At 67.4% G+C, this 21,434-nt stretch carries 21 protein-coding genes; 12 read left to right on the top strand and 9 right to left on the bottom strand.

Annotation, left to right across the window (positions count from 1 at the left end; all coding sequences use genetic code 11):
* Positions 1 to 3: 3 nt before the first annotated feature.
* Together AC07M8_RS09185 and AC07M8_RS09180 are read left to right on the top strand one after the other, a co-directional pair.
* On the top strand, positions 4 to 1,446 hold the full coding sequence (locus AC07M8_RS09185; protein WP_495174035.1) for a glycoside hydrolase family 125 protein: 1,443 nt from the start codon (positions 4 to 6) through the stop codon (positions 1,444 to 1,446).
* A 68-nt stretch (positions 1,447 to 1,514) separates the two neighbouring features.
* Positions 1,515 to 3,836, top strand: a complete 2,322-nt coding sequence (locus AC07M8_RS09180; RefSeq protein ID WP_495174034.1) for a GH92 family glycosyl hydrolase — start codon at positions 1,515 to 1,517, stop codon at positions 3,834 to 3,836.
* Positions 3,837 to 3,938: 102 nt separating this feature from the next.
* Here the strand turns inward: AC07M8_RS09180 and AC07M8_RS09175 are convergent, their stop codons facing one another.
* The 4 genes from AC07M8_RS09175 to AC07M8_RS09160 all read right to left on the bottom strand — a co-directional run bounded on the left by AC07M8_RS09175 (position 3,939) and on the right by AC07M8_RS09160 (position 8,639).
* Positions 3,939 to 6,254 carry a GH92 family glycosyl hydrolase gene (locus AC07M8_RS09175; protein WP_495174033.1) on the bottom strand — a complete coding sequence of 772 codons (2,316 nt, stop codon included), beginning with the start codon at positions 6,252 to 6,254 and terminating at the stop codon, positions 3,939 to 3,941.
* 247 nt (positions 6,255 to 6,501) lie between these two features.
* Positions 6,502 to 7,782 carry a Xaa-Pro dipeptidase gene (locus AC07M8_RS09170; protein ID WP_495174032.1) on the bottom strand — a complete coding sequence of 427 codons (1,281 nt, stop codon included), beginning with the start codon at positions 7,780 to 7,782 and terminating at the stop codon, positions 6,502 to 6,504.
* A 132-nt stretch (positions 7,783 to 7,914) separates the two neighbouring features.
* Positions 7,915 to 8,283: a hypothetical protein gene (locus AC07M8_RS09165; protein WP_495174031.1), complete on the bottom strand. Its 369-nt coding sequence runs from the start codon at positions 8,281 to 8,283 to the stop codon at positions 7,915 to 7,917.
* A gap of 17 nt (positions 8,284 to 8,300) precedes the next feature.
* A complete protein-coding gene (locus AC07M8_RS09160; protein WP_495174272.1) occupies positions 8,301 to 8,639 on the bottom strand; it encodes a hypothetical protein in 339 nt (112 codons plus the stop codon).
* A gap of 178 nt (positions 8,640 to 8,817) precedes the next feature.
* Here AC07M8_RS09160 and AC07M8_RS09155 point away from each other — a divergent pair, with 178 nt between their 5' ends.
* Entirely contained in the window at positions 8,818 to 9,573 is a 756-nt protein-coding gene (locus tag AC07M8_RS09155; protein WP_495174030.1) for an EAL domain-containing protein, read from the top strand.
* A gap of 146 nt (positions 9,574 to 9,719) precedes the next feature.
* Here AC07M8_RS09155 and AC07M8_RS09150 read toward each other — a convergent pair whose 3' ends face one another.
* Positions 9,720 to 9,986 carry a hypothetical protein gene (locus AC07M8_RS09150; protein WP_495174029.1) on the bottom strand — a complete coding sequence of 89 codons (267 nt, stop codon included), beginning with the start codon at positions 9,984 to 9,986 and terminating at the stop codon, positions 9,720 to 9,722.
* Between the two features lie 187 nt (positions 9,987 to 10,173).
* Between AC07M8_RS09150 and AC07M8_RS09145 the strand changes: the two genes are divergently transcribed.
* The gene (locus AC07M8_RS09145) at positions 10,174 to 11,298 is read left to right on the top strand and encodes a metallophosphoesterase (protein ID WP_495174028.1); all 1,125 of its coding nucleotides are present in this window, start codon (positions 10,174 to 10,176) and stop codon (positions 11,296 to 11,298) included.
* Between the two features lie 84 nt (positions 11,299 to 11,382).
* Positions 11,383 to 11,742, top strand: coding sequence for an L-rhamnose mutarotase (locus AC07M8_RS09140; protein ID WP_495174027.1), 360 nt, complete (start codon positions 11,383 to 11,385; stop codon positions 11,740 to 11,742).
* A 4-nt stretch (positions 11,743 to 11,746) separates the two neighbouring features.
* Here AC07M8_RS09140 and AC07M8_RS09135 read toward each other — a convergent pair whose 3' ends face one another.
* Both AC07M8_RS09135 and AC07M8_RS09130 read right to left on the bottom strand, forming a co-directional pair.
* Positions 11,747 to 12,523 carry an L-fucose dehydrogenase gene (locus AC07M8_RS09135; protein ID WP_495174026.1) on the bottom strand — a complete coding sequence of 259 codons (777 nt, stop codon included), beginning with the start codon at positions 12,521 to 12,523 and terminating at the stop codon, positions 11,747 to 11,749.
* Complete coding sequence (locus AC07M8_RS09130; protein WP_495174025.1) at positions 12,520 to 13,359, bottom strand: amidohydrolase family protein; 840 nt, start codon at positions 13,357 to 13,359, stop codon at positions 12,520 to 12,522. The genes AC07M8_RS09135 and AC07M8_RS09130 overlap by 4 nt, the downstream gene beginning before the upstream one ends.
* A 148-nt stretch (positions 13,360 to 13,507) precedes the next feature.
* Between AC07M8_RS09130 and fucP the strand changes: the two genes are divergently transcribed.
* From fucP to lldD, 5 genes are read left to right on the top strand one after another with little or no spacing between them, the layout of a single operon-like run.
* A complete protein-coding gene (gene fucP / locus AC07M8_RS09125) occupies positions 13,508 to 14,821 on the top strand; it encodes an L-fucose:H+ symporter permease (RefSeq protein WP_495174024.1) in 1,314 nt (437 codons plus the stop codon).
* Positions 14,818 to 15,558 (top strand): SDR family oxidoreductase, encoded by a 741-nt coding sequence (locus tag AC07M8_RS09120; RefSeq protein WP_495174023.1) that lies wholly within the window; start codon positions 14,818 to 14,820, stop codon positions 15,556 to 15,558. Before fucP ends, AC07M8_RS09120 begins: the two co-directional genes overlap by 4 nt.
* A 36-nt stretch (positions 15,559 to 15,594) precedes the next feature.
* Positions 15,595 to 16,443: a fumarylacetoacetate hydrolase family protein gene (locus AC07M8_RS09115; RefSeq protein ID WP_495174022.1), complete on the top strand. Its 849-nt coding sequence runs from the start codon at positions 15,595 to 15,597 to the stop codon at positions 16,441 to 16,443.
* Positions 16,440 to 17,729 carry an L-fuconate dehydratase gene (locus AC07M8_RS09110; protein ID WP_495174021.1) on the top strand — a complete coding sequence of 430 codons (1,290 nt, stop codon included), beginning with the start codon at positions 16,440 to 16,442 and terminating at the stop codon, positions 17,727 to 17,729. Before AC07M8_RS09115 ends, AC07M8_RS09110 begins: the two co-directional genes overlap by 4 nt.
* Positions 17,730 to 17,735: 6 nt before the next feature.
* Complete coding sequence (lldD, locus tag AC07M8_RS09105) at positions 17,736 to 18,872, top strand: FMN-dependent L-lactate dehydrogenase LldD (RefSeq protein ID WP_495174020.1); 1,137 nt, start codon at positions 17,736 to 17,738, stop codon at positions 18,870 to 18,872.
* Here lldD and AC07M8_RS09100 read toward each other — a convergent pair.
* Complete coding sequence (locus AC07M8_RS09100) at positions 18,869 to 19,648, bottom strand: IclR family transcriptional regulator (protein WP_495174019.1); 780 nt, start codon at positions 19,646 to 19,648, stop codon at positions 18,869 to 18,871. The genes lldD and AC07M8_RS09100 overlap by 4 nt on opposite strands.
* A gap of 138 nt (positions 19,649 to 19,786) precedes the next feature.
* On the opposite strand from AC07M8_RS09100, the gene AC07M8_RS09095 reads away from it, so the two are divergent.
* Positions 19,787 to 20,092 (top strand): hypothetical protein, encoded by a 306-nt coding sequence (locus AC07M8_RS09095; RefSeq protein WP_495174018.1) that lies wholly within the window; start codon positions 19,787 to 19,789, stop codon positions 20,090 to 20,092.
* 30 nt (positions 20,093 to 20,122) lie between these two features.
* Entirely contained in the window at positions 20,123 to 20,743 is a 621-nt protein-coding gene (locus AC07M8_RS09090) for a hypothetical protein (protein WP_495174017.1), read from the top strand.
* Between the two features lie 56 nt (positions 20,744 to 20,799).
* On the opposite strand, the gene AC07M8_RS09085 is transcribed toward AC07M8_RS09090, so the two are convergent.
* The gene (locus AC07M8_RS09085; RefSeq protein ID WP_495174016.1) at positions 20,800 to 21,378 is read right to left on the bottom strand and encodes a TMEM175 family protein; all 579 of its coding nucleotides are present in this window, start codon (positions 21,376 to 21,378) and stop codon (positions 20,800 to 20,802) included.
* Between the last annotated feature and the right edge of the window lie 56 nt (positions 21,379 to 21,434).

Below are 21,434 nucleotides of genomic sequence, written 5' to 3'. Positions count from 1 at the left end.
GCCATGTTGAACCGGCGGGACGTGATGAATGGCGCAGGCGCGCTGGCGGTAGCGGCGGCGGTGCCGGCGGCGGCGCAGGTGGGGGCAGGGGCGGGAGGCTTTGCCTCCAAGCGGCCGCCGGTGAGCGCGCGGCGCTTCGTCAGCAAGGCGGTGGAGGCGGAGATCAGGGCGGTAAAGGCGAAGATCGCCGATCCCGAGATCGCCTGGCTGTTCGAGAATTGCTACCCGAACACGCTCGACACCACCGTGGTCAAGGTCGGCGAGATCGACGGCAAGCCCGATGCCTTCGTGATCACCGGCGACATCAAGGCGCTGTGGCTGCGCGACAGCTCGGCGCAGATGCAGACCTATGTCCATCTCGCACCGCAGGATGCGCCGCTGAGGCGGCTGTTCCACGGGCTGATCCAGCGTCAGGCGCGCTGCATCCTGATCGATTCATACGCCAATGCGTTCATGGAGGATCCCGCCGCCAAGACCGATCTCGACTGGTCGCAGACCGACAAGACCGAGATGAAGCCGGGCGTCGCCGAGCGGAAGTGGGAAGTGGATTCGCTCTGCTATCCGATGCGGCTCGCGCACGGCTATTGGACGGCGACGCGCGACAAGGCGCCGTTCGACGACACTTGGGCCCAGGCAATGGCGCGCGCGGTGGCGACGTTCCGCGAGCAGCAGCGCAAGGGCGGCCGCGGCCCCTATCGCTTCCAGCGCAGCGCGCCGCAGCCGAGCGAGACGCTGCAGGACGGTTATGGCGCGCCGACCCGCAAGGTGGGGCTGATCCATTCGAGCTTCCGCCCGTCGGACGATGCGACGACGCTGCCGTTCCTGATCCCATCCAATCTGTTCGCGGTCTCGGCGCTGCGCCAGATCGCCCAGGTGCATCGCGAAGCGCGCGGCGACGCCGCCGCGGCGCAGGATTGCCTGGCGCTGGCGAGCGAGGTGGAAGCCGCGCTCAACGCGCATGGCAAGATGGCGGACGGGCAGGGCGGCGAGGTCTGGGCCTATGAGGTGGACGGCTTCGGCAATGCGATCTTCATGGACGACGCCAATGTGCCGAGCCTGTCGGGCCTCGCCGAGCTCGGCGCCGCGGACCGCAACGACCCGCTGTTCCGCCGCACCGCCGCGGCGGCGTGGAGCACGCGCAATCCCTATTTCTTCGAGGGCAGCGCCGCCAAGGGCATCGGCGGGCCGCATGTGGGCGAGGGACAGATCTGGCCGATGTCGATCATCATCCACGCGCGCAACAGCGACGACGATGCGACGATCGCGCAATGCCTGCGCTGGCTCAAGGCAACCCACGCGCATACCGGCTTCATGCACGAAAGCTTCGACAAGGACGATCCGAGCACGTTCACGCGAACCTGGTTCGCCTGGACCAACGGCCTGTTCGGCGAGCTGATCGTCGATCTCGCCAAGCGCAAGCCGGCCTTGCTCGCGCAGCGTTATTGAGGCTTCAAGCTCCAGCGCTGCCGGTTGAGCGGTCTTCTTACCTGTATCTAGCTTCAAGGAACCACGTGATGACCACCGCCACCCGCCGGCAGCTTCTGGTCGGTACCGGCCTCGCGACGCTGTCTTCCACGCTGCCGGCGGCAAGCTGGGCGCAGCGCCCTGCGGCGGGGAGGCCGGATCTGTTCGTCGGCACCGGTGGTCATGGTCACACCTTCCCCGGGCCGACGCTGCCGTTCGGCATGGTGCAGCTCGGCCCCGACACCGATGTCGCGCGTTGGGATGCCTGCTCGGGCTATCATCGCGACGACACCTCGATCATGGGCTTTTCGCACACCCATCTCTCGGGCACCGGGATCGGCGACATGCTCGACGTGCTGGTGGTACCGACGCGTGGGCCGCTCAAGCTGGTGCCGGGTTCGCTCGAGCACCCCGAAGAAGGCTACCGCCAGCGCTTCTCGGAGGAACTGGCCGAGCCCGGCTATTATCGGGTGAAGCTCGAATCCGGCGTGCTCGCCGAGCTGACCGTCACCGAGCGCACGGGGCTGCATCGCTACCATTTCCCGGCGGGCGAGGGGCATATCCTCATCGATCTCGCCCATATGGTCCAGGACCCGTGGGACAAGGGCAAGCTGATCGACGAATCCTCGCTCAGCCTCGATGCCGATGGCGTGCTCACCGGCAGCCGGCGCGTCCATCGCTGGGCCAAGGGCCGCCGCATCCACTTCGCGATGCGGCTGTCGCGCAAGCCCGACCGGGTCGTGTTCTTCGGCGACGCCGACAAGCCCGCCGCCAAGGGCGCGTCCGCGGTGCAGGGCGATCGCGTCAAGGTCGCCTTCTTCTTCGATGCCGCGGGTGGCGCGCCGATCCTGATCAAGACCGGCATCTCGGCGGTGAGCGTTGACGGGGCCAAGGCGGCGCTGGCGGCGGAAGCGCCGGGCTGGGACTTCGACGGCGCCCGCACCGCGGCGGCGCGGCGCTGGGCGACCTATCTCGATGCGGTGCGCGTCGAGGGCGGCACCGCCGACCAGCGCACGATCATGGCGAGCGCGCTCTACCACGCCTTCCTGTCGCCGACGCTCTTCACCGACCGTGACGGCCGCTATGTCGGGCTCGATCGCCAGGTCCACCAGGTGCCGGCAGGCGAGTCGGCGTTCAGCACCTATTCGCTATGGGACACTTATCGCGCGCTGCACCCGCTGCTGACGCTGGTCCAGCCGCAGCAGGCCGGCCTGCTGGTGCGCGATCTGGTGCGCCAGACGGTGCAGAGCCCGGCAGGGCCGCCGGTGTGGCCGCTGCAGGGCGTCGAGACGGCGTGCATGATCGGCTGGCACGGCGTGTCGGTGCTGGCCGAGGCCTGCGCCAAGGGCATCAAGGCCGATTATGCCGCCGCCTGGCCGCAGATCCGCCGCCGCGCCTTCGATCGCGACTTCCCCGATATCGACAGCACGCTCGGCCGCGGTTTCTATTACGACCTCGGCTACATTCCCGCCGACAAGGTCTGGGAGTCGGTCAGCCGCACCCAGGAATATGCCTATGACGATTGGGCGATGGCGGTGCTCGCCGAGGCGGCGGGCGCGCATGACGATGCCGCCGTGCTGCGCAAGCGCAGCCTCAATTACCGCAACGTCATCGACCCCGCGATCGGCTTCGCGCGGCCGCGCTTTGCCGATGGCAGCTGGTGGAAAGATTATGATCCGATCGAGCTTGGCCACAATGTCGAGAAGCAGCGCGACTATACCGAGGCCAATGGCTGGCAGGCGACCTTCCTCAACCAGCACGACACTTATGGGCTGATTCAGCATTTCGGCGGCGATGCGGCGTTTGAAGCCAAACTTGACGCGCTGTTCTCGGCGCCCTCGACGCTGCCCAAGAACGCGCCGCCCGACATCTCGGGACTGCTCGGCCAATATGCCCATGGCAACGAGCCGGACCAGCATGTCGCCTATCTCTATGCCTTTGCCGGCGCGCCCTGGAAGACGCAGGCGATGGTGCGGCGGCTGCTCGTCGAGATGTACAAGGCGGCACCCGACGGGGTGATCGGCAACGACGATTGCGGCCAGATGAGCGCCTGGTTCGTGCTCTCGGCACTGGGCTTCTACCCGGTCGACCCGGTCAGCGGCGTCTATGTGTTCGGCTCGCCGCTGTTCGACGCCGCCGAGGTGCGGGTGGGCGAGGGCAAGAGCTTGCGGGTGCGCGCGGAGGGCAATGCACCCGACCGCCCCTATGTCCAATCGGTGCGGTGGAACGGCAAGCCCTGGACCAAGAACTGGATCGCGCATGCCGATCTGGTGCGCGGCGGCGAGCTGGTGTTCGTGATGGGCGACAAGCCATCACGGTTCGGCGTCGCCAAGCAGGACCGGCCGCCATCCTACGGGCATGGCGCGGCCTGATCGGCTGCCGACAAAAAAGACGCCCCGGGATGCAGATCCCGGGGCGTTATTCTTCCCGCGAGGCTGGAAAGCAGGGGAGGAAAATCCTCGCAGGCTTTCCCGTCAGTGGACGGAACCGGAAAGCGATGGCGGCGCGTCGCTAGGGGCACTGCCCCAGGCCGGGTTGGGCTTGGCGCCCATCACCAGCTCGAGCGTCGCGCCACCCGCGATGTCGGCATGGCGGAACCATGGCTTCGTCCATCGCCGGCCGTTGAGCGTCGCCGACTGGATATAGACGTTGGTGGGTGAATTGCCGCGCGCGACGATTTCGAAGGTCTTGCCGTTGCCGAGCGCGAGCCTGACCCGGTCGAACACCGGGCTGCCGAGGACATAGACGTCGCTCGACGGATCGACCGGATAGAAGCCCATCGCGCTCATCGTGTACCAGGACGAGGTCGCGCCCTGATCATCCATCCCGGGATAGCCGTAGCCGGAGAAATCGCTGCCATAGAGCGAATCGAGGATGCGCCGGGTGAGCACCTGGGTCTTCCACGGCTGGCCGCTCCAGGCATAGAGATAGGCGGCATGCTGGTCAGGCTGGTTGCCCTGGACATATTGACCGACCATGCCGGTGCAGTCGCGGCAGATGCCCTTGGGATTGTAGGGCGTGGCGAAGAAGTGATCGAGCTTGGCGTTGAACCGGGCGCGGCCGCCGAGCAGCGTCTCGAGACCGGCGACGTCCTGCGGCACCAGCCACAGCGTCGACCAGCCCGACGCCTCCTTCATCATGAAGTTGTAATAGGGCTCCTGCGGGTCGAACGGTGCGATCCACTTGCCGTCGGCGGTGCGGCCGCGGACGAAGCCGATGCTCTTGTCGAAGACGTTGCGGTAATTGGCGGCGCGGGCACGGAACAGGCGGGCGTCGTCGGTCTTGCCGAGCCGCTCGGCATATTCGGCCATCGCCGCATCGTCCCAGGCATATTCCAGCGTCGTCGCGGCGCCGGCCTTGCCGCCGGCATAGGGCGGGCTGGGGTTGCCGGCGGGCACCTCGTCGCTGATCCACCCCTGGCGCTGATACTCGGCAAGATAGCCGCGCGGGCCCTTGGGATCGGTCGCGTTACGGCGGAGATACTCGTAGACCGCGGGGTAATCGAACGCGATGCCGCGCTTCCACGCGCCGAGGTAGAGGAACACGGCATTGTCGCCGTGGAACGAGGTGTTCATGTAGCCGCGCTCGCGCGCCATATCGAGCTCGGAGCGCATCACGTCCTGGATCACCGCGGGCTCCATCAGCTGGAGCAGCACGATCTGGTTGCGGCCAGTATCCCAGAACGGCACCGGGCCGTAGCGATCGTAGCTTGCCGTTCGCAGCTTGCCGTTGCGATCGGTGAAGGTCTCGCCCTTGGCGGCGACCAGCCGCGGGCTGCCGAACGACTGGAACAGCGTCGAATAGAACAGCATCCGCTGCTTGGCGGTGCCGCCGGTAACCTGCACCTTGTCGAGCAGGCCCGCCCAGTCGCAGCGCGCGGCCTGGTGAACGGCATCGAAGTTCCAATTGGGTAGTTCGGCGTGGAGCCGCGCGGCCGCATCGGCATAGCTGGTGCCATGGGCGATGCGCATCAGCACCTTGTCGCCCTGCCTGGTCGCGAAGGTCAGATAGCTCCCCGCAAAGGCACCGCTGATGCTGCGCCGGCCGGCCTCGACATCGGCGTCGCCGATGCCCCAGCCGGGTCGATCGGTGAGACCGCGGAAGGTGCCGAACCGCGCGAACGGGCGGGAGAATTCGGCGACGAAATAGCGGCCGCGCTCGCGATCGCTGTCCTCCTGCGCGATGCCGCGGACGGTGTGGTCGCCCACCACCTCCACCTCGCCGCCGGCGCGGCGCAGGTTGACGATCAGGCTGGATCGCTCGCTGGCCGGGTAGGTGAATTGCATCAGGCTGGCCGAGCGGGTCGCGGTCAGCTCCACCTGGGTGTGAAAGGTGTTGAGGAACACCGAATAATATCCCGGCGAGGCGATCTCGCGGTTCTTGTCGTAATAGGCCTGGCTGTAGGCCGGCGGCACCGTCCAGTCGCCGACCACGGGCATGATCATCGGTTGTGCGCGGCCGCCATAGGACGGCCCGCCGCCGCCGGTGAAGCCGATCATCGTCGGGTTGGGATAATTGTACGGCGCGGGAACGCCGTTGGGGTAGCTGAGATCGAGGTTGACGTTGACCGGCGCCGCCTCGGTCGCGCTGTGCGGCAATCGAGCGCCGGCGGAGGTGATGCCCGAGTAGACGGGTTCGCCGGGCGGCGGCGCGTTGCCGATCAGTTCGGGGCGGTCGAGTGGTGCGGTGCCGACCAATGGATTGGCCTCGTCGATTGGGGCCTTGGCGATCGTGGGCGCGGTGGTTTGTGCGTGGACCGGCAGCGACAGCGCGACGATGGCTGCGGTCATCACCCAGCGGCGGCGCAATCCACGGGCATCGGCGCCTGTGCGTCGATCAGCTGCTGACCCTGGCGTCATATCCACTCCTCCGCGGGCCTTGCGCTTGATCAAGCGTCTCGCTGCCCACCCCCGCAGTATTTAAAAAACAAAGTTGTTTGTCAAATTGTGAGCGTCGGGCGTCCGGTGAGAGGCCGATTACCTTCGTTAGGTGCCAGAGGAAAGGCGCGCCGCCCTGTACCGCGCGGCGCGCTATCGGTCAGCGCATTCCGACCGGCGCCTTCACCACCTCACCGCCCTTCATCACGAAGGTGACATGTTCGAGCAGGCGGATGTCGGCTAGCGGGTCGCCGTCGACCGCGACCAGATCGCCATAGCGGCCCGGCGCGATCGCGCCGACGTCCGCGGTGCGGTCGAGCGCCTGGGCGGCGCTGCTGGTCGCGGCCTGGATCGCCTCCATTGGCGTCATCCCCCATTCCACCATCTTGGCGAATTGCAGCGCGTTATTGCCATTGGGGTAGACGCCGGCATCGGTGCCGAACAGCATCTTTACCCCCGCGGCATGGGCGGCACGGAACGTCTCGCGCTGCTTGCGGCCGACCACGCGTTCCTTCTCGAGGCTTTCGGCGAAGACGCCGTTCTTGGCGCCCTCGGCGAGGATATAGTCGTCGTCATAGATGTCCATGTCGAACCAGGCGCCATGCTCCTTGGCGAGCTTGAACGAGGTCGCATCGGCGAGGCTGGCGTGCTCGATGGTGTCGACGCCGGCGCGCAGCGCGACGTTGATCCCCTCGGTACCATGGGCATGAACCGCGACGCGCATGCCGAGCATGTGCGCCTCGTCGACGATCGCCTTGATCTCGTCGTAGCTCAGCTGCTGGGCGCCGACCGCGTCGGTCTTGGAGAGCACGCCGCCGGTCATGCACACCTTGATCACTTGCGCGCCATATTTGCGCACGGTGCGCACCGCGGCGCGGAAGCCGTCCGGCGAGTTGGCGATCTGCGGTGCCGGCACCGAGACTGACGGCGGGAATTCGGTGGCGTCGCAATGGCCGCCGGTGGCGCCGAGCGCATAGGTGGCGGGCACGATCCGCGGCCCGGGGATGTCGCCGCGCTCGATGCCCTGCTTGATGCCGACATCGTCATAATTGGCCGAGCCGACGTTGCGCACCGTGGTGAAGCCCGCATTCAGCGTCCGCCGCGCATTGGCAACTCCTACCACCGTCCAATAGCTGTCGGTAAATTCCAGCGACTTGTAGCCGCTCAGCGTCGGATCGCTGGTGAGATGGACGTGCATGTCGATCAGCCCCGGGACGAGCGTGCGATTGCCAAGGTCGATCCGCTCGGCGCCGGCGGGAACGGTCGCGCCGCGGCGGCCGACGCTGACGATGCGGCCGTCGGTGATCACCACCTCGGCATCGTCGACGCGCTTGCCGGCGAGCACGTCGATCAGGTGCGCGGCCGTGACGACCACGGTCTTGGCCTCGGCAGGTGCCGCAGCGAGCAACAGCGCGAGCGAAAGGCAGGGCAGATAGCGCATCGGAACGACTTTCATGAGCAAGGTGTGCCCTTCACCAGAATGGACCAGGGGTGGCGAGGGCCAGAGGCGTCATCAGCGCAGCAGAGACCATGTTGCGGCGCGGCGATCAAGCATGCCGTCCGGTGAATCCGCTTACTGGAAGCGGCCGGTCTTCTCGAACCCCTCGTTGGTCTTGGTCATCTTGATCAGCTTGCGCAGATAGGTGCGGACATGACGGTCGAAGCGCGTGTCGTCGTAGACGCCGCCCCAGATATAGTCGTCGCGGTCGAGCAGCGCGCGCAGTTCCGCGGTAAAGGCAGTCGGGTCGTCCGCCGAATTCTTGCCCTGCAGGATGGTGCAGACCATTTCCTCCGCGGTCGCCTTGTCGCAATCGTCCTGCTCGCGATAGCCGCCGCGTTGCGCCGCGACCTGCGCGGAGCGTGACGCGACGATGCGGGCCTCCAGCCATTTGCGCACCAGTGCGCCGTCCCAGGCCGGTATCGCCTTGGTGGTGATGGTCATGTGTCTGCCTGCCTCGATCAGCGCTGTTTCTTGGTGATGGTGGCGGTGAAATCGGGGTCCTTTTTCGCCACCCAGTCGACGAACTTGCGCACCGCCGGGTCGGCGAGCAGGCCCTCGACATCCATTCCGTGGCGCTGCAGCTCGGAATTGGTAAAGCTCGCCGTCACCGTCTGCTGGCAGATCGGATGCATCGGCACGACATCGCGGCCGCCGCGGCTCTTGGGTATGGGGTGGTGCCAGACGATGGTCTTGCCGGTCGGGCGGCCGCATAGCCAGCAGGGCGCGGCCGGTGCCGGCGCGTCTTCCTCGGGCTGAATCTCGTCATAGGGGCCGTGTTTCGGATGCTTGCGCGCCATGCCTGACCTGCTCTGGGCGGCGGCCACCGTGGCCGCCGCGGCCGGCATCCCTACACCAGCGCTCGACCGCCGCCGAGCCGCTTCGCAATCCCGCCGCGATATGGCTGCATACTGATCCATTTAAGTACTGGTGCGTGGCCTAATGTTAAAGATTTGCCGCCATCATCGACCCATGGAGATGCAGAACATTTGCCGTGGATGCCAAGACGGGGCTGATTTCGAGATGCCCTTCGCCATGGCGTTCCAGCCGATCGTCGACACCGAGACCGGCACGCCCTTTGCCTATGAGGCGTTGATCCGCGGCGTCGACGGGGAGGGTGCTGCCACCGTCTTGTCGCGCGTCACCGAGGCCAACCGCTATTCGTTCGACCAGGCCTGCCGGGTCAAGGCGATCGAGAGCGCGCTCGCGGCGGGGCTGATGGAGGGTGACGCCCGCCTGTCGATCAACTTCCTGCCCAATGCGGTCTACTCGCCGCTGGCGTGCATCCAGCTGACCTTGCGGACCGCCCGGACCGTCGGCTTGCCGATCGACCGGCTGATCTTCGAATTTACCGAACACGAGCAGATGGGCTCGCCCGAGCATGTCGCGTCGATCATCGACACCTACAAGCAGATCGGCTTTTCGGTCGCGATCGACGATTTCGGTGCCGGGCATTCCGGCCTGGACATGTTCGCGCGGTTCGTGCCCGACGAGATCAAGCTCGACATGGAACTGGTCCGCGGCATCGATCGTGACCCGCGGCGCCGCGCGATCGTCCGCGCGGTAGTGAACATGTGCCAAGAGCTCGAGACGCTGGTGATCGCCGAAGGCATCGAGACGGCAGGCGAGGCGGCGGTGCTGCGCGATCTTGGTGTCCGCTACCATCAGGGATTCTGGTATGCGCGCCCGGCGCTGAACAGCCTGCCGGCGATCCACCACGCACATCCTGGCTGACCGCCGGCCCACGGCCGCACGGGGCTGGCGCATCGGAAGGTCAGCGCGACGATCACAGTAAAAGGGCGTCCGGGTTGCCCCGAACGCCCCCTCCAGGCGAGCCGCGCTTGGGAGCAGCTCAGCCTGACCTCGAAATCGCGGTGGCGTTACATGCCGTTGGCGAGATTGGTGTCGGGGTCGTTGGTGCGCATGTCTTCGGCCTGGTTCTGGCCGGTCGCACGGACCGCGTCGGCACGATTCTCGAGCGCCGCTGCGCCAGCGGGGGTGGCGTTGTCCGCAGCGTCCTCGAGATTGTCGGCAACGGCTTCGGTGTTCGCCTCGATGTTGTCGGCGGTTTGCTCGCGCGGGGTGGAGTGGCAGGCCGACAGGCTGGCCAGACCGGCCGCGATACCGATAGCGAACATCTTCTTCATTGGTGATTACCCCTGTTTTTACCGGCCAGAAGACCGACCCTTTTTAATCGCTCGCCGAGCCTTTTGTTCCGGCAGGCTGCGATCCCGATTATTCAACGGCGGCGGTGTGAAAGGCGCCCGCTCGTGGCTATCTCCACCCCGCCGACCCGGCGCGGTGGCCAGCGGCAGTATCGCGACCGCGAGGAGAATGATGATCTTCCACCTGATCTTTGCGACGCCGTGCCTCTACGTCATCGTCCGCTGGCTGTTGCCGTTGTCCCTGCCGCTGTGGAGCAAGGGGGGAATCGCGGTGCTGCTGCTGGCGGCGTCGCAATTCCACTTCTGGAGCCGGCTGTCGTCGGGCTCGGTGTTCGCGCCCGAATTCCCACGGCCGATCGTGATGCTGGCAAACTGGGCGTTCGGCGCGGTGATGCTGCTCGCGCTGCTCCAGATCCTGATCGATCTCGTCACCCTGGCGACGATGCTCATCCATCGCGACACCATCGGACTGCCGGACGGCGTCCGCTATGCTGCCGCCGCGCTCGCGGCGCTGCTCGCGGCGATCGGCGTGGCCGGCGCCGTCCGCGTGCCGGCGATGCGGGATGTCGAGGTCGCGATCCCCGGGCTGGCGCCGGCGTTCGACGGCTACCGCCTGCTCCAGCTCACCGATCTCCACATCAGCCGGCTGTTCCCGGCACGCTGGGCGCGCGCCGTCGTCGACCGCGCCAATGCGAGTGACGCCGACCTGATCGTGATCACCGGCGATTTCATCGATGGGTCGGTGGCAATGCGCCGCGCCGATGTCGCGCCGCTCGCCGATCTTCGCGCGCCCGACGGCGTCGTTGCCATCCCCGGCAACCACGAATATTTCTTCGACTATGCGGCGTGGATGCGGCACCTTGGCGGGCTTGGCATCCGCATGCTGCCCAATGCGCATGCGGTGATGAAGCGCGGCACCGATACGCTGGTGATCGTCGGCGTCACCGATCTTTCCGCGCGCAGCGCCGGCGAGGCCGGCCCCGATCTCGCCGCCGCGCTTGACGGCGCGCCGCCGGGGGCGGCGATCGTGCTGCTCGATCACCAGCCGCGCAACGCGCCCGCCGCCGCCGCACGCGGGGTCGGGCTCCAGCTGTCGGGTCATACCCATGGCGGGCTGATCGTCGGGCTGGACCGGCTGTTCCGTGCCCCCAATGGCGGCTTCGTCTCGGGTCGCTACGTCGTCGGGGCGATGACGCTCTATGTCAGCAACGGCACCGGCCTGTGGCCCGGCTTTGCGCTCCGGCTGGGGCGGCCGCCCGAGATCACGCGGATCACGCTGCGCCGTGCCGCTTGATCAGCGCGTCGGCGCTCATGGTATTGGAGCCGCGTCACCGGCGGTCTATCGGCGCCGGGTACGACCGAACGACAGGCTGAAGACATGTGGCATTGCTTACTGCTCGATCTCAAGAACGACGCCGCGCTGATCGAGGCGTACCGCCAGTGGCATCGGCCCGGCGCGGTGCCGGCGAAGGTGGTGGCCTCGATCCATGCCAGCGGCGTCGAGGCGATGGAGATCTACCAGCGCGGCGACCGGCTGGTGATGATGATGAAGACCGGGTCGCATTTCGATCCCGCCGCCAAGGCGGCGGCCGACGCCGCCGATCCGGAGATCGTCGCCTGGGAAACGCTGATGTCGACCATGCAGCAGCCGCTGCCGGGGGCGGCGCCTTCCGACAAGTGGCTCCCCGCCGAGCGCATCTTCGCGCTGGCGGAGCAGCCGCTGCCCGGCGATGCCTAGTCGCTTAGGTCAGCATGCGATCGAGGTGGGTGTAGCCGCCATCGGGGACGATCCACTGGCCGGTGGTGTGCGACGAGCGATCCGACAGCAGGAACACGACCGTGTCGGCGATCTCGCGATCGGTGGTCATGCGATGGCCAAGCGGGATGCGCCGGGTGATCTCGGCGAGCTTTGCTTCAGGGTCGGCGAAGCTGTCGATCCAGTTGCGGTATAGCGGGGTCATCACCTCGGCGGGCAGCACGGCGTTGACGCGCACCCCGTCGCCGACCAGCGCCGCCGCCCACTCGCGGGTGAGGCCGAGCTGCGCCGCCTTGGCGGCGACGTAACCGCTGGTGCTGCCCTGGCCGGTCAGCGCGGTCTTGGACGAGATGTTGACGATCGCGCCGCGGCTCGCCTTGAGATGCGGGAGGCAATGGTGGGCCATGCCGTAATAATGGCCGAGATTGGCGGTAAGCGAGGCGAGGAACGCTGCGGTACCCGCCTCGAGCCCGATACCGTCATTGGCGCCGGCGTTGTTGACCAGGCCGTGGATGCCATGGCCTTGCGCGACGATGTCGGCGACCGCGGCGGCGCAGGCGGCATCGTCGCCGAGCTCGACCTGGCGGAAGAGGGTGGCGGGCTGGCGCGCGCGCAGCTGCGCCTCAAAGGCCGGCGCCAGCGGGCTGCGGCCGAGGATGGCGGGGATGGCGCCCTCTTCGGCGAGCACGGTGGAGATGGCGCCGCCGATCCCCGCGCCACCGCCGGTGACGATCACCAGCTTGCCGTCCAGGTCGAGGTTCATGCGATAGGCTCCGAAAGAGTATAGGCGCGCATCGCCGTGCCGCCAAACACGGCATCGCGATATGCAGGGCAGGCGCGCTGCACGAAATCCTCGATCAGTGCGAGCACTCGAGAGTAATCGGCGGCGAGCGTGCACACTGGCCAGTCGGAGCCGAAGACCAGCCGATCGGGACCGAAGCAGGCGAGCAGGTGATCGAGGTAGCGGGCGATGTCGTCTGCCGTCCAGGCGGCATGATCGGCCTCGGTGACGAGCCCGGACAGCTTGCAGACGACGTTGGATCGTTCGGCGACGGCGCGGATGGTGTCGGCCCAGGGCTGCCAGGCGCCGCCGGCGATATCGGGCTTGCCGGCATGGTCGAGCACCAGCGCGCCATTGCCGGCCGCATCGAGGAAGGCCGGCACCTGCGGCAACTGCGGCGCCCGCACCAGGATGTCATAGGCAAGGCCTTCGCCGAGCAGCGTCCGCACCCCGGCCTGAACATCGGCGCGCAGCAGCCACTGCGGATCGGGTTCGTCCTGCACCATGTGGCGGATGCCGACCAACGCCGTGCCGCGCCACCGCGCGAGCCGCTCAGCGAGCGTTGGCGCGGTAAGATCGGTCCAACCGACCACGCCCAGCATCCATGGCCGCTCGGCCGCGAGCGCGAGCAGCCAATCGGTCTCGACCTCGTCCTGTTCGGCCTGTACCGCGATACAGCCATCAACAGCGGCGGAGTCGAGCAAGGGTTTGACGTCCTCTGGCATCCGATCGCGGGCCAGCGTGCTGCCCGGCGCGATCCAGCCATAGCGGGCCGGTGAGTAGCGCCAGAAATGCTGGTGCGCATCTATCCTCTTCATCGCGAAGGCCTCTGCCTCTCTTGCCGTCTTCGATCACCTGTGACATGAAATTTCATATATGCAAAGGGTCAGGCTTGCAGCCCGATCTCACACCCACCGAGCCGAACACGGACGGTAAGCCAGGAGCGGACGTTTGATACCAGGAACCATGCCCGACGCGTCATCGCCATCCGCCACGCAGGCCAAGACACCGCTGATCCTGCCGGGCTACCGACTGGGGTTCATGCTGGTCGTCAGCCTGTTCTTTTTGTGGGCGATCGCCGGCAACTTCAATGACATCCTGATCCGCCAATTCCAGAAGGCGCTGGATCTCAACCGCGCGCAGGCCGGGCTGATCCAGTTCGTCTTCTACATCGGCTATTTCGTGATGGCGTTGCCCGCGGGGCTGGTGATGCGGCGCTGGGGCTATCGCGCCGGGATCCTGGTAGGGCTGGCGCTCTATGCGATTGGCGCCTTGCTGTTCTGGCCCGCCGCCGAGGTACGCGAATATGGCGCGTTCCTCGGCGCGCTGTTCGTGCTCGCGTCGGGAGCGGCGTTCCTCGAGACGGCGGCCAATCCCTATATTGTCGCCTTCGGTGATCCGGCGCGCGCGCCGCAGCGGCTCAACCTCGCCCAGGGGTTCAACGGCGTCGGCGCGGTGCTCGCGCCCGCGATCGGCGGCCTGTTCATCTTCTCGGGCGTCGAGCATGACAAGGGAACGCTGGCGGCGATGACGGCGAACCAGCTCGCCGGCTACCGTCTCGGTGAAGCGCGCATGGTCCAGCTGCCCTATCTGGTGCTCGCCTGCGTCGTCATCGTCATCGGTCTTGCCATCGCCATGGCGCGGCTGCCCGACGTGCAGACCCGGACCGCCGAGCGTCATGACGGGCTGCGCCAGGTGCTGCGCACGCCGGGGCTGGTGCCCGCGGTGGTCGCGCAATTCTTCTACGTCGGCGCGCAGGTCGGCATCTGGAGCTTTTTCGTCGACTTCGTGAAGGACAGCGTGCCGACCACGCCCGAGCGAACCGCGGCCTATCTGCTCTCGGTCAGCCTGTTCCTGTTCATGGCCGGCCGCTTCATCGGCGCCGGGCTGATGCAGCGGATCGCGGCGACGCGGCTGCTGCTGACCTTCGCCTGCATCAACGTCGCCTTGTGCGCGATCGCCGCGACCGCATCGGGCTGGGTTGCGGTGGTGGCATTCGGCCTCACCAGCCTGTTCATGTCGATCATGTTCCCGACCATCTTCGCGCTCGGCATCCGTGGCCTTGGCCCGCGCGCCGCGATCGGCTCGTCCTTGATCATCATGTCGATCATCGGCGGCGCGATCGTGCCGCCGTTGATGGGCGTGATCGCCGGCCGCGCCGGCAGCCTCCACCTCGCGCTGCTGCTGCCGCTGATCTGCTTCGCCGCGGTCGCCGTCTTCGCCTTCCGATCCGATCGATCGACCGTGATCACCCAATCCAGAACTGAGGATCTTGTATGAGACTGAACGGCAAGCGCGCGCTGGTGACGGCGGCGGCACAGGGCATCGGCCGGGCGATCGCCGAGGCGTTCGTGGCGGAGGGCGCAACGGTGTTCGCCGCCGATCTCAACGGCGAGCTGCTCGGCCAGATGCCCTCGGTGACGCCGATCGTGCTCGACGTCACCGATCGCGACGCGGTCGCGGCGCTGCCCGGCAAGATCGGCGGGATCGACATTCTGGTGAACGGGGCAGGGTTCGTCCACGCCGGCGACATCCTCGCCTGCGACGAGGACGCCTTCGCCTTCTCGATGAGCATCAACGTCACCGCCATGTACCGATTGTGCCGCGCCTTTTTGCCGGGGATGCTCGAGCAGGGGCAGGGCTCGATCGTCAACATCGCCTCGATCGCGTCGAGCGTGAAGGGGATCCCCAACCGCTTCGCTTATGGCACCACCAAGGCCGCGGTGATCGGCCTGACCAAGGCGATCGCGGCCGATTACGTGCTGCGCGGCGTGCGCTGCAACGCGATCTGCCCCGGCACGATCGACTCGCCGTCGCTGCGCCAGCGCGTCGCCGAGCAGGCGGCAGCCTCGGGCATCGACCTTGCCGACGCCACTGCGGCGTTTGTCGCGCGCCAGCCGGTCGGCCGGCTCGGCCGGCCCGAGGAGATCGCGGCGCTCGCCGTCTATCTCGCCGCCGACGAGTCCGGATTCACCACCGGCACCACCCAGGTCATCGACGGCGGCTGGGTCAACTGAGCCTCACCCGCATCGTCTCAAGTTAAAGGTAAGCACATGAAACTCCTGCGTTACGGCCCGCTTGGGCAGGAAAAGCCCGGTATTCTCGATGGCGCGGGCGTGATCCGCGACCTTTCGGGGATCGTCCCCGATATCGCCGGCAGCGTGCTCGAGCCCGACGGCCTTGCCGCGCTCGCCGCGATCGATCTCGCGACGCTGCCCGCGGTCGAGGGCAGCCCGCGGATCGGCGCCTGCGTCGGCCAGGTCGGCAAGTTCATCTGCATCGGCCTCAACTACAGCGATCATGCCGCCGAGAGCGGGATGGACGTGCCCAAGGAGCCGGTGATCTTCAACAAGTGGACGAGCGCGATCTGCGGGCCGAACGACGCGGTGGAGATGCCGCGCGACGCCACCAAGCTCGACTGGGAGGTCGAGCTCGGCGTGGTGATCGGCAAGCCCGGCCGCTACATCGACGAGGCCGAGGCGATGGACCATGTCGCGGGCTATTGCGTGATCAACGACGTGTCCGAGCGCGCCTTCCAGATGGAACGCGGCGGCACGTGGGACAAAGGCAAGGGCTGCGACACCTTCGGCCCGATCGGGCCATGGCTGGTGACCGCCGACGAGGCGCCGGCGCATGACCAGATGCACCTGTGGCTCGAGGTGGATGGCAAGCGCTACCAGGACGGGACCACCGCGACCATGGTGTTCGACGTGCCGACCATCATCGCCTATCTCAGCCGGTTCATGAGCCTGCAGGCTGGCGACGTGATCTCCACCGGAACGCCGCCGGGCGTCGGGCTCGGCCAGAAGCCGCCGAAGTTCCTCGCCGTCGGCGAGGTGATGCGGCTCGGCATCGACGGGCTCGGCGAGCAGCGCCAGCAGGTGGTGGAGGCGCGCGCGTGACCCGGATCACCGCCCTGCGCATCCGCGACATCCGCTTTCCGACCAGCCTGTCGCTGGACGGGTCGGATGCGATGAACCCCGATCCCGATTATTCGGCTGCTTATGTGGTGCTCGAGACCGATGCGCCAGGTCTCGAGGGCCATGGCCTCACCTTCACGATCGGTCGCGGCAACGAGATTTGCGTCGCCGCGATCGGTGCTCTTCGTGACCGCGTGATCGGCCTCGACCTCGACTGGATCGCCGCGGACATGGGGCGCTTTTGGCGCCACGTCACCAACGACAGCCAGTTGCGCTGGATCGGGCCCGACAAGGGCGCGATCCATCTTGCCACCGGCGCCGTCGTCAACGCGGTGTGGGATCTGTGGGCCAAGGCGGCGGGCAAGCCGGTGTGGCAGCTGGTCGCGGACATGAGCCCCGAGGAGCTCGTGCGCACCATCGACTTCCGCTACATCACCGACTTCATCACGCCTGAGGAAGCGCTGGCGCTGCTCACCGAACGCGCGGTCGGCAAGGCGGAGCGGGTCGCGACGCTGAAGGCCGAAGGGTTCCCCTGCTACACGACTTCGGCGGGCTGGCTCGGCTATTCGGACGAGAAACTGTACCGGCTGGCGCGCGAGGCGGTCGACGCCGGGTTCGACCACATCAAGCTCAAGGTCGGGCGCGACCTGGAGGACGACATCCGTCGCCTCCGCATCGCCCGCGAGGCGATCGGCCCCGACGCCAAGTTGATGATCGACGCCAACCAGATCTGGGAGGTCGGCCAGGCGATCGAATGGGTCAACGCGCTCGCCTTCGCCAAGCCGTGGTTCATCGAGGAGCCGACCAGCCCTGACGACGTGCTCGGCCACGCCGCGATCCGCCGCGGTATCGGTGACGTCAAGGTCGCGACCGGCGAGATGTGCCAGAACCGCATCCTCTTCAAGCAGTTCATGGCCGCCGGTGCGATCGACGTGGTGCAGATCGACGCCTGCCGGCTGGGCGGCGTCAACGAGGTGCTCGCGGTGCTGCTGATGGCGGCCAAGCAGGGCCTGCCGGTGTGCCCGCATGCCGGCGGCGTCGGCCTGTGCGAATATGTCCAGCATCTCTCGATGATCGACTATCTGTGCTTCTCGGGGACGCGCGAGGGCCGGGTGATCGAATATGTCGACCATCTCCACGAGCATTTCGTCGATCCGTGCGTGATCAAGGATGCCGCCTATATGCCGCCGAGCCGGCCGGGCTATTCGATCGAGATGAAGCCCGAGTCGATCGAGCAATATGCTGTATCGCCCGAAGTGCGGTACTGAACCGCGATGATCGTCTCCTCCACGCTCGACTTCCGCGAGGCGGCGCGGCGGCGGTTGCCGCGCTTCCTGTTCGATTACGCGGATGGCGGCGCCTATGCCGAGCGTACCATGGCGCGCAACGTGTCGGACCTCGCCGACATCGCGCTGCGCCAGCGGGTGCTGCGCGACGTGGCGGAGATCGATCTTTCCACAAACCTGTTCGGGCGGCGGATGGCGATGCCGGTGGGGCTGGGGCCGGTCGGGATCAGCGGCATGTATCACCGCCGCGGCGAGACCCAGGCGGCACGCGCGGCGGCCAAGGCGGGGGTGCCGTTCTGCCTGTCGACGGTGTCGATCTGCCCGCTCGCCGAGGTCAAGCGCGCGAGCGGCACCGGCGCCTTGTGGTTCCAGCTCTACGTGATCCGCGATCGCGCCTTCATGCGCGACCTGATCGCGACCGCGAAGGAACAGGGCGCCGAGGCGCTGGTGTTCACCGTCGACATGCCGGTGCCGGGAGCGCGCTACCGTGACGCGCATTCGGGGATGTCGGGGCCGGGTGCGCCGGTCAAGCGGCTGCTCCAGGCGATGGGGCGGCCCGGCTGGGCGTGGGACGTCGGCATCCGTGGCCGGCCGCACCAGCTCGGCAACCTCGAGCCGGTGCTCGGCAGCAAGAGCGGGCTGAACGATTACATGGGCTGGCTCGGCGCCAATTTCGATCCGTCGATCGCCTGGGCCGATCTCGAATGGATCCGCGCCGCCTGGGACGGGCCGTTGATCATCAAGGGCATCCTCGACGTCGAGGATGCGCGCGCCGCGGTCGGCATCGGTGCCGACGGTATCGTCGTCTCCAACCATGGCGGGCGGCAGCTCGATGGCGTGCTGTCATCGGCGCGCGCGCTGCCGGCGATCGCCGATGCGGTGCGCGACCAGGTGACGGTGCTCGCGGATTCGGGCGTGCGATCGGGGCTCGACGTGGTGCGGATGCTCGCGCTGGGCGCACACGGCGTGCTATTGGGTCGCGCCTGGGTCTATGCCCTTGCGGCACGCGGCGAGGCCGGGGTCGACCTGCTGATGACGCTGATCGAGCGCGAGATGCGGGTGGCGATGGCGCTCACCGGCGTGCGCACCATCGCCGAGATCGATCGGTCGGTCCTCGTCGCCTAGACTGGCGGGGTGGTCGCCCCGCTCCTGACGCTCGGCGCCATGTGATGGCTGATCTCGTCGGCGGCGTGGTGCAAGGCATCGCGCGTGTCGGCGAGCGCCACCCGCGCGCCGGGGCCATCGACGAACGGCACCGTCAGCGCCGCGATCGCGGCATGGCTGGCGAGGATCGGCGCGGCGAGATCGACGATCCCCGTCAACATCGGGCTGGGCGAGGTCGCGCCGGCGTCGGCGACGATCTGCGCGAGGATCGGGGCCAATGCCACCTCGTCGACGATCTCCCCCGTGTCGCGGGCATCGGCCAGCATCGCCGCGCGTCGAGCGGCCGGCTGGAAGGCGAGCAACACCTGCCCGGAGGTGGAAAGATGCAGGGGACGGCGATAGCCGACCCGCACGGCAAAGCCGACCAGCCCTGGCGCCTCGACATTGGTGATCACCACCATGTCCGCGCCCGAGGCGACCGCGAGGTGGCAGCTCTGGCCGGTCTTCCAGGCGAGATCGTGCATCACCGGCAACGCGGTGGAGACGAGGTCGCGCACCGGTGGCTGGCGCATGCCGAGCGCGAACAACCGGTTGGTCAGCCGATAGCCGCTGTCGTCGCGCACGATGTAATGATGCTCCTCGAGCACCTGGAGCATGCGGAAGATCTCGCTGACCGAGCGGCCGAGCGCCGCCGAGATGTCGGACATCGAGATCGCGCCGTCGGCCGATGCCAACAGTTCGAGGATTTCGAGGCCCTTCTTGAGGGCGGGCGCCTGATAGCGAGGCTTGGTTACCATGATCTCCGTTCCGCGGCTCGCGAACCTACGCGAGCCTGCCTCGCGTTCAAGCGAAACCATTTTTGCGCTCGGCTCCGCCGGCGCTGGGCCTTTCCGCGACCCCGGACGTTCAGCCGGTCTTCCATCAGGAGAGAGCTTATGTTTCGTCATTTCGCTGCCGTGTCCGCCGCTGCCCTGCTCGCGACCGGCGCCGGCGCGCAAAGCCCGCAGGCCGGCTCGCACAATCCGGCGATCAAGAATGGCGCGCCGCACGCGATCGCCGCACCGGCCAAGGGTGCCAATTCGTTCACCGAGAGCCAGGCGCGTGGCCGCTTCGCCAAGGCCGGCTACACCGGCGTCACCAAGCTGACCAAGCACGACGGGCTGTGGCAGGGTGCCGCGATGAAGCACGGCAAGCGGGCGACCGTGATGCTCGACTACAAGGGCAACGTCACCGCTCGCTAACACGATAAAATCGGTTCCAGGAGAGATACCATGTCACAGACCATCACACGCTTGTTCGACAATTACGCCGATGCCGCCAATGCGGTGCGCGAGCTGGAAGCGCTCGGCATCGCCCACGACGATCTCAGCATCGTCGCCAACAATGCCGACAAGCATCATGGCGACCATGATGCCGATCACGACAGCGTCAACGACCATGGCGACGTCAGCCGTGGCGTGTCGACCGGCGCGGTGCTCGGCGGCGCCGGCGGCCTGCTCGCGGGCCTAGGCCTGCTCGCAATCCCCGGCCTTGGCCCGATCGTCGCGGCCGGCTGGCTTGCGGCAACCGCGGCCGGTGCCGGCATCGGTGCCGCCGGTGGCGCGGCCACGGGCAGCATCGTCGGCGCGCTGAAGAATGCCGGCACGGACGAGAATGATGCCCATGTCTACGCCGAGGGCGTGCGGCGCGGCGGCTCGCTGGTGAGCGCCAAGGTGCCGGACGATCGCGTCAGCGAGGCCGAAGCCGTGCTTCACCGCAATAAGTCGGTCGATGCGCAGACCCGCGGGCAGGTCTATCGCGAGAGCGGCTGGACGTCGTTCGACGACACTGCGCCGGCCTATACCGATGCGCAGGTCCGCGAAGAGCGTTCGCGCTACACCACCGGCGTCTGAGCCTGACGCTGTGTCCTGCGCCCCGTCTCGGGAGCGTGGGACACAGCCGGCCCCGATCACGCCTCCGCGCGCAGTCTTGCGATGCGTGGATCGGGGATCAGCCACATCAGGATCACCGCAACGTAGGCGCCCAGTGCCAGCCAGCGGCTGACGAAGGCGAGCGGGATGCCGACTCCGTAGAGCAGGATGCTGAGCCAGCCCTTCCAATCGTGGCCGATCGCGCGCGCGACGGCGGAGGTGCGACCGTTGCAGGCGATGATCGCCCGCTCGGTGAGCGTATAGCCGATCGCCGCGAGCCCGAGGACGATTCCGTAGGCGGCGGTGGGTCCTGCCGCAAAGCCGCTGCCGTCGAGCCAGCGGATCACGAACGGCACCAGACTGAGCCAGAACAGCAGGAACAGATTTGCCCACAGCACCCGGCCATCGACCTTCTCGGTCGCGTGGATCAGGTGATGGTGGTTGTTCCAGTAGAGCCCGACGTTGATGAAGCTCAGCGCATAAGCGAGCAGCACCGGCATGCTGGCGGAAAGATCCCTGAGACTGCCGCCGGCGGGAACGTGCAGTTCCAGCACCATGATGGTGATGATGATGGCGACGACGCCATCGGTAAAGGCAGCCAGCCTGCCGGTGTCCATGCGATCCTCCTGCTGATGGAGCCTGGTCAGGTCGAGCCGCAGCGGCCCGTCACGGC

The sequence above is a fragment of the Sphingomonas sp. GW821-FHT09E03 genome, assembly GCF_059416225.1.
This window is presented reverse-complemented; position numbering and strand designations above follow the sequence as displayed.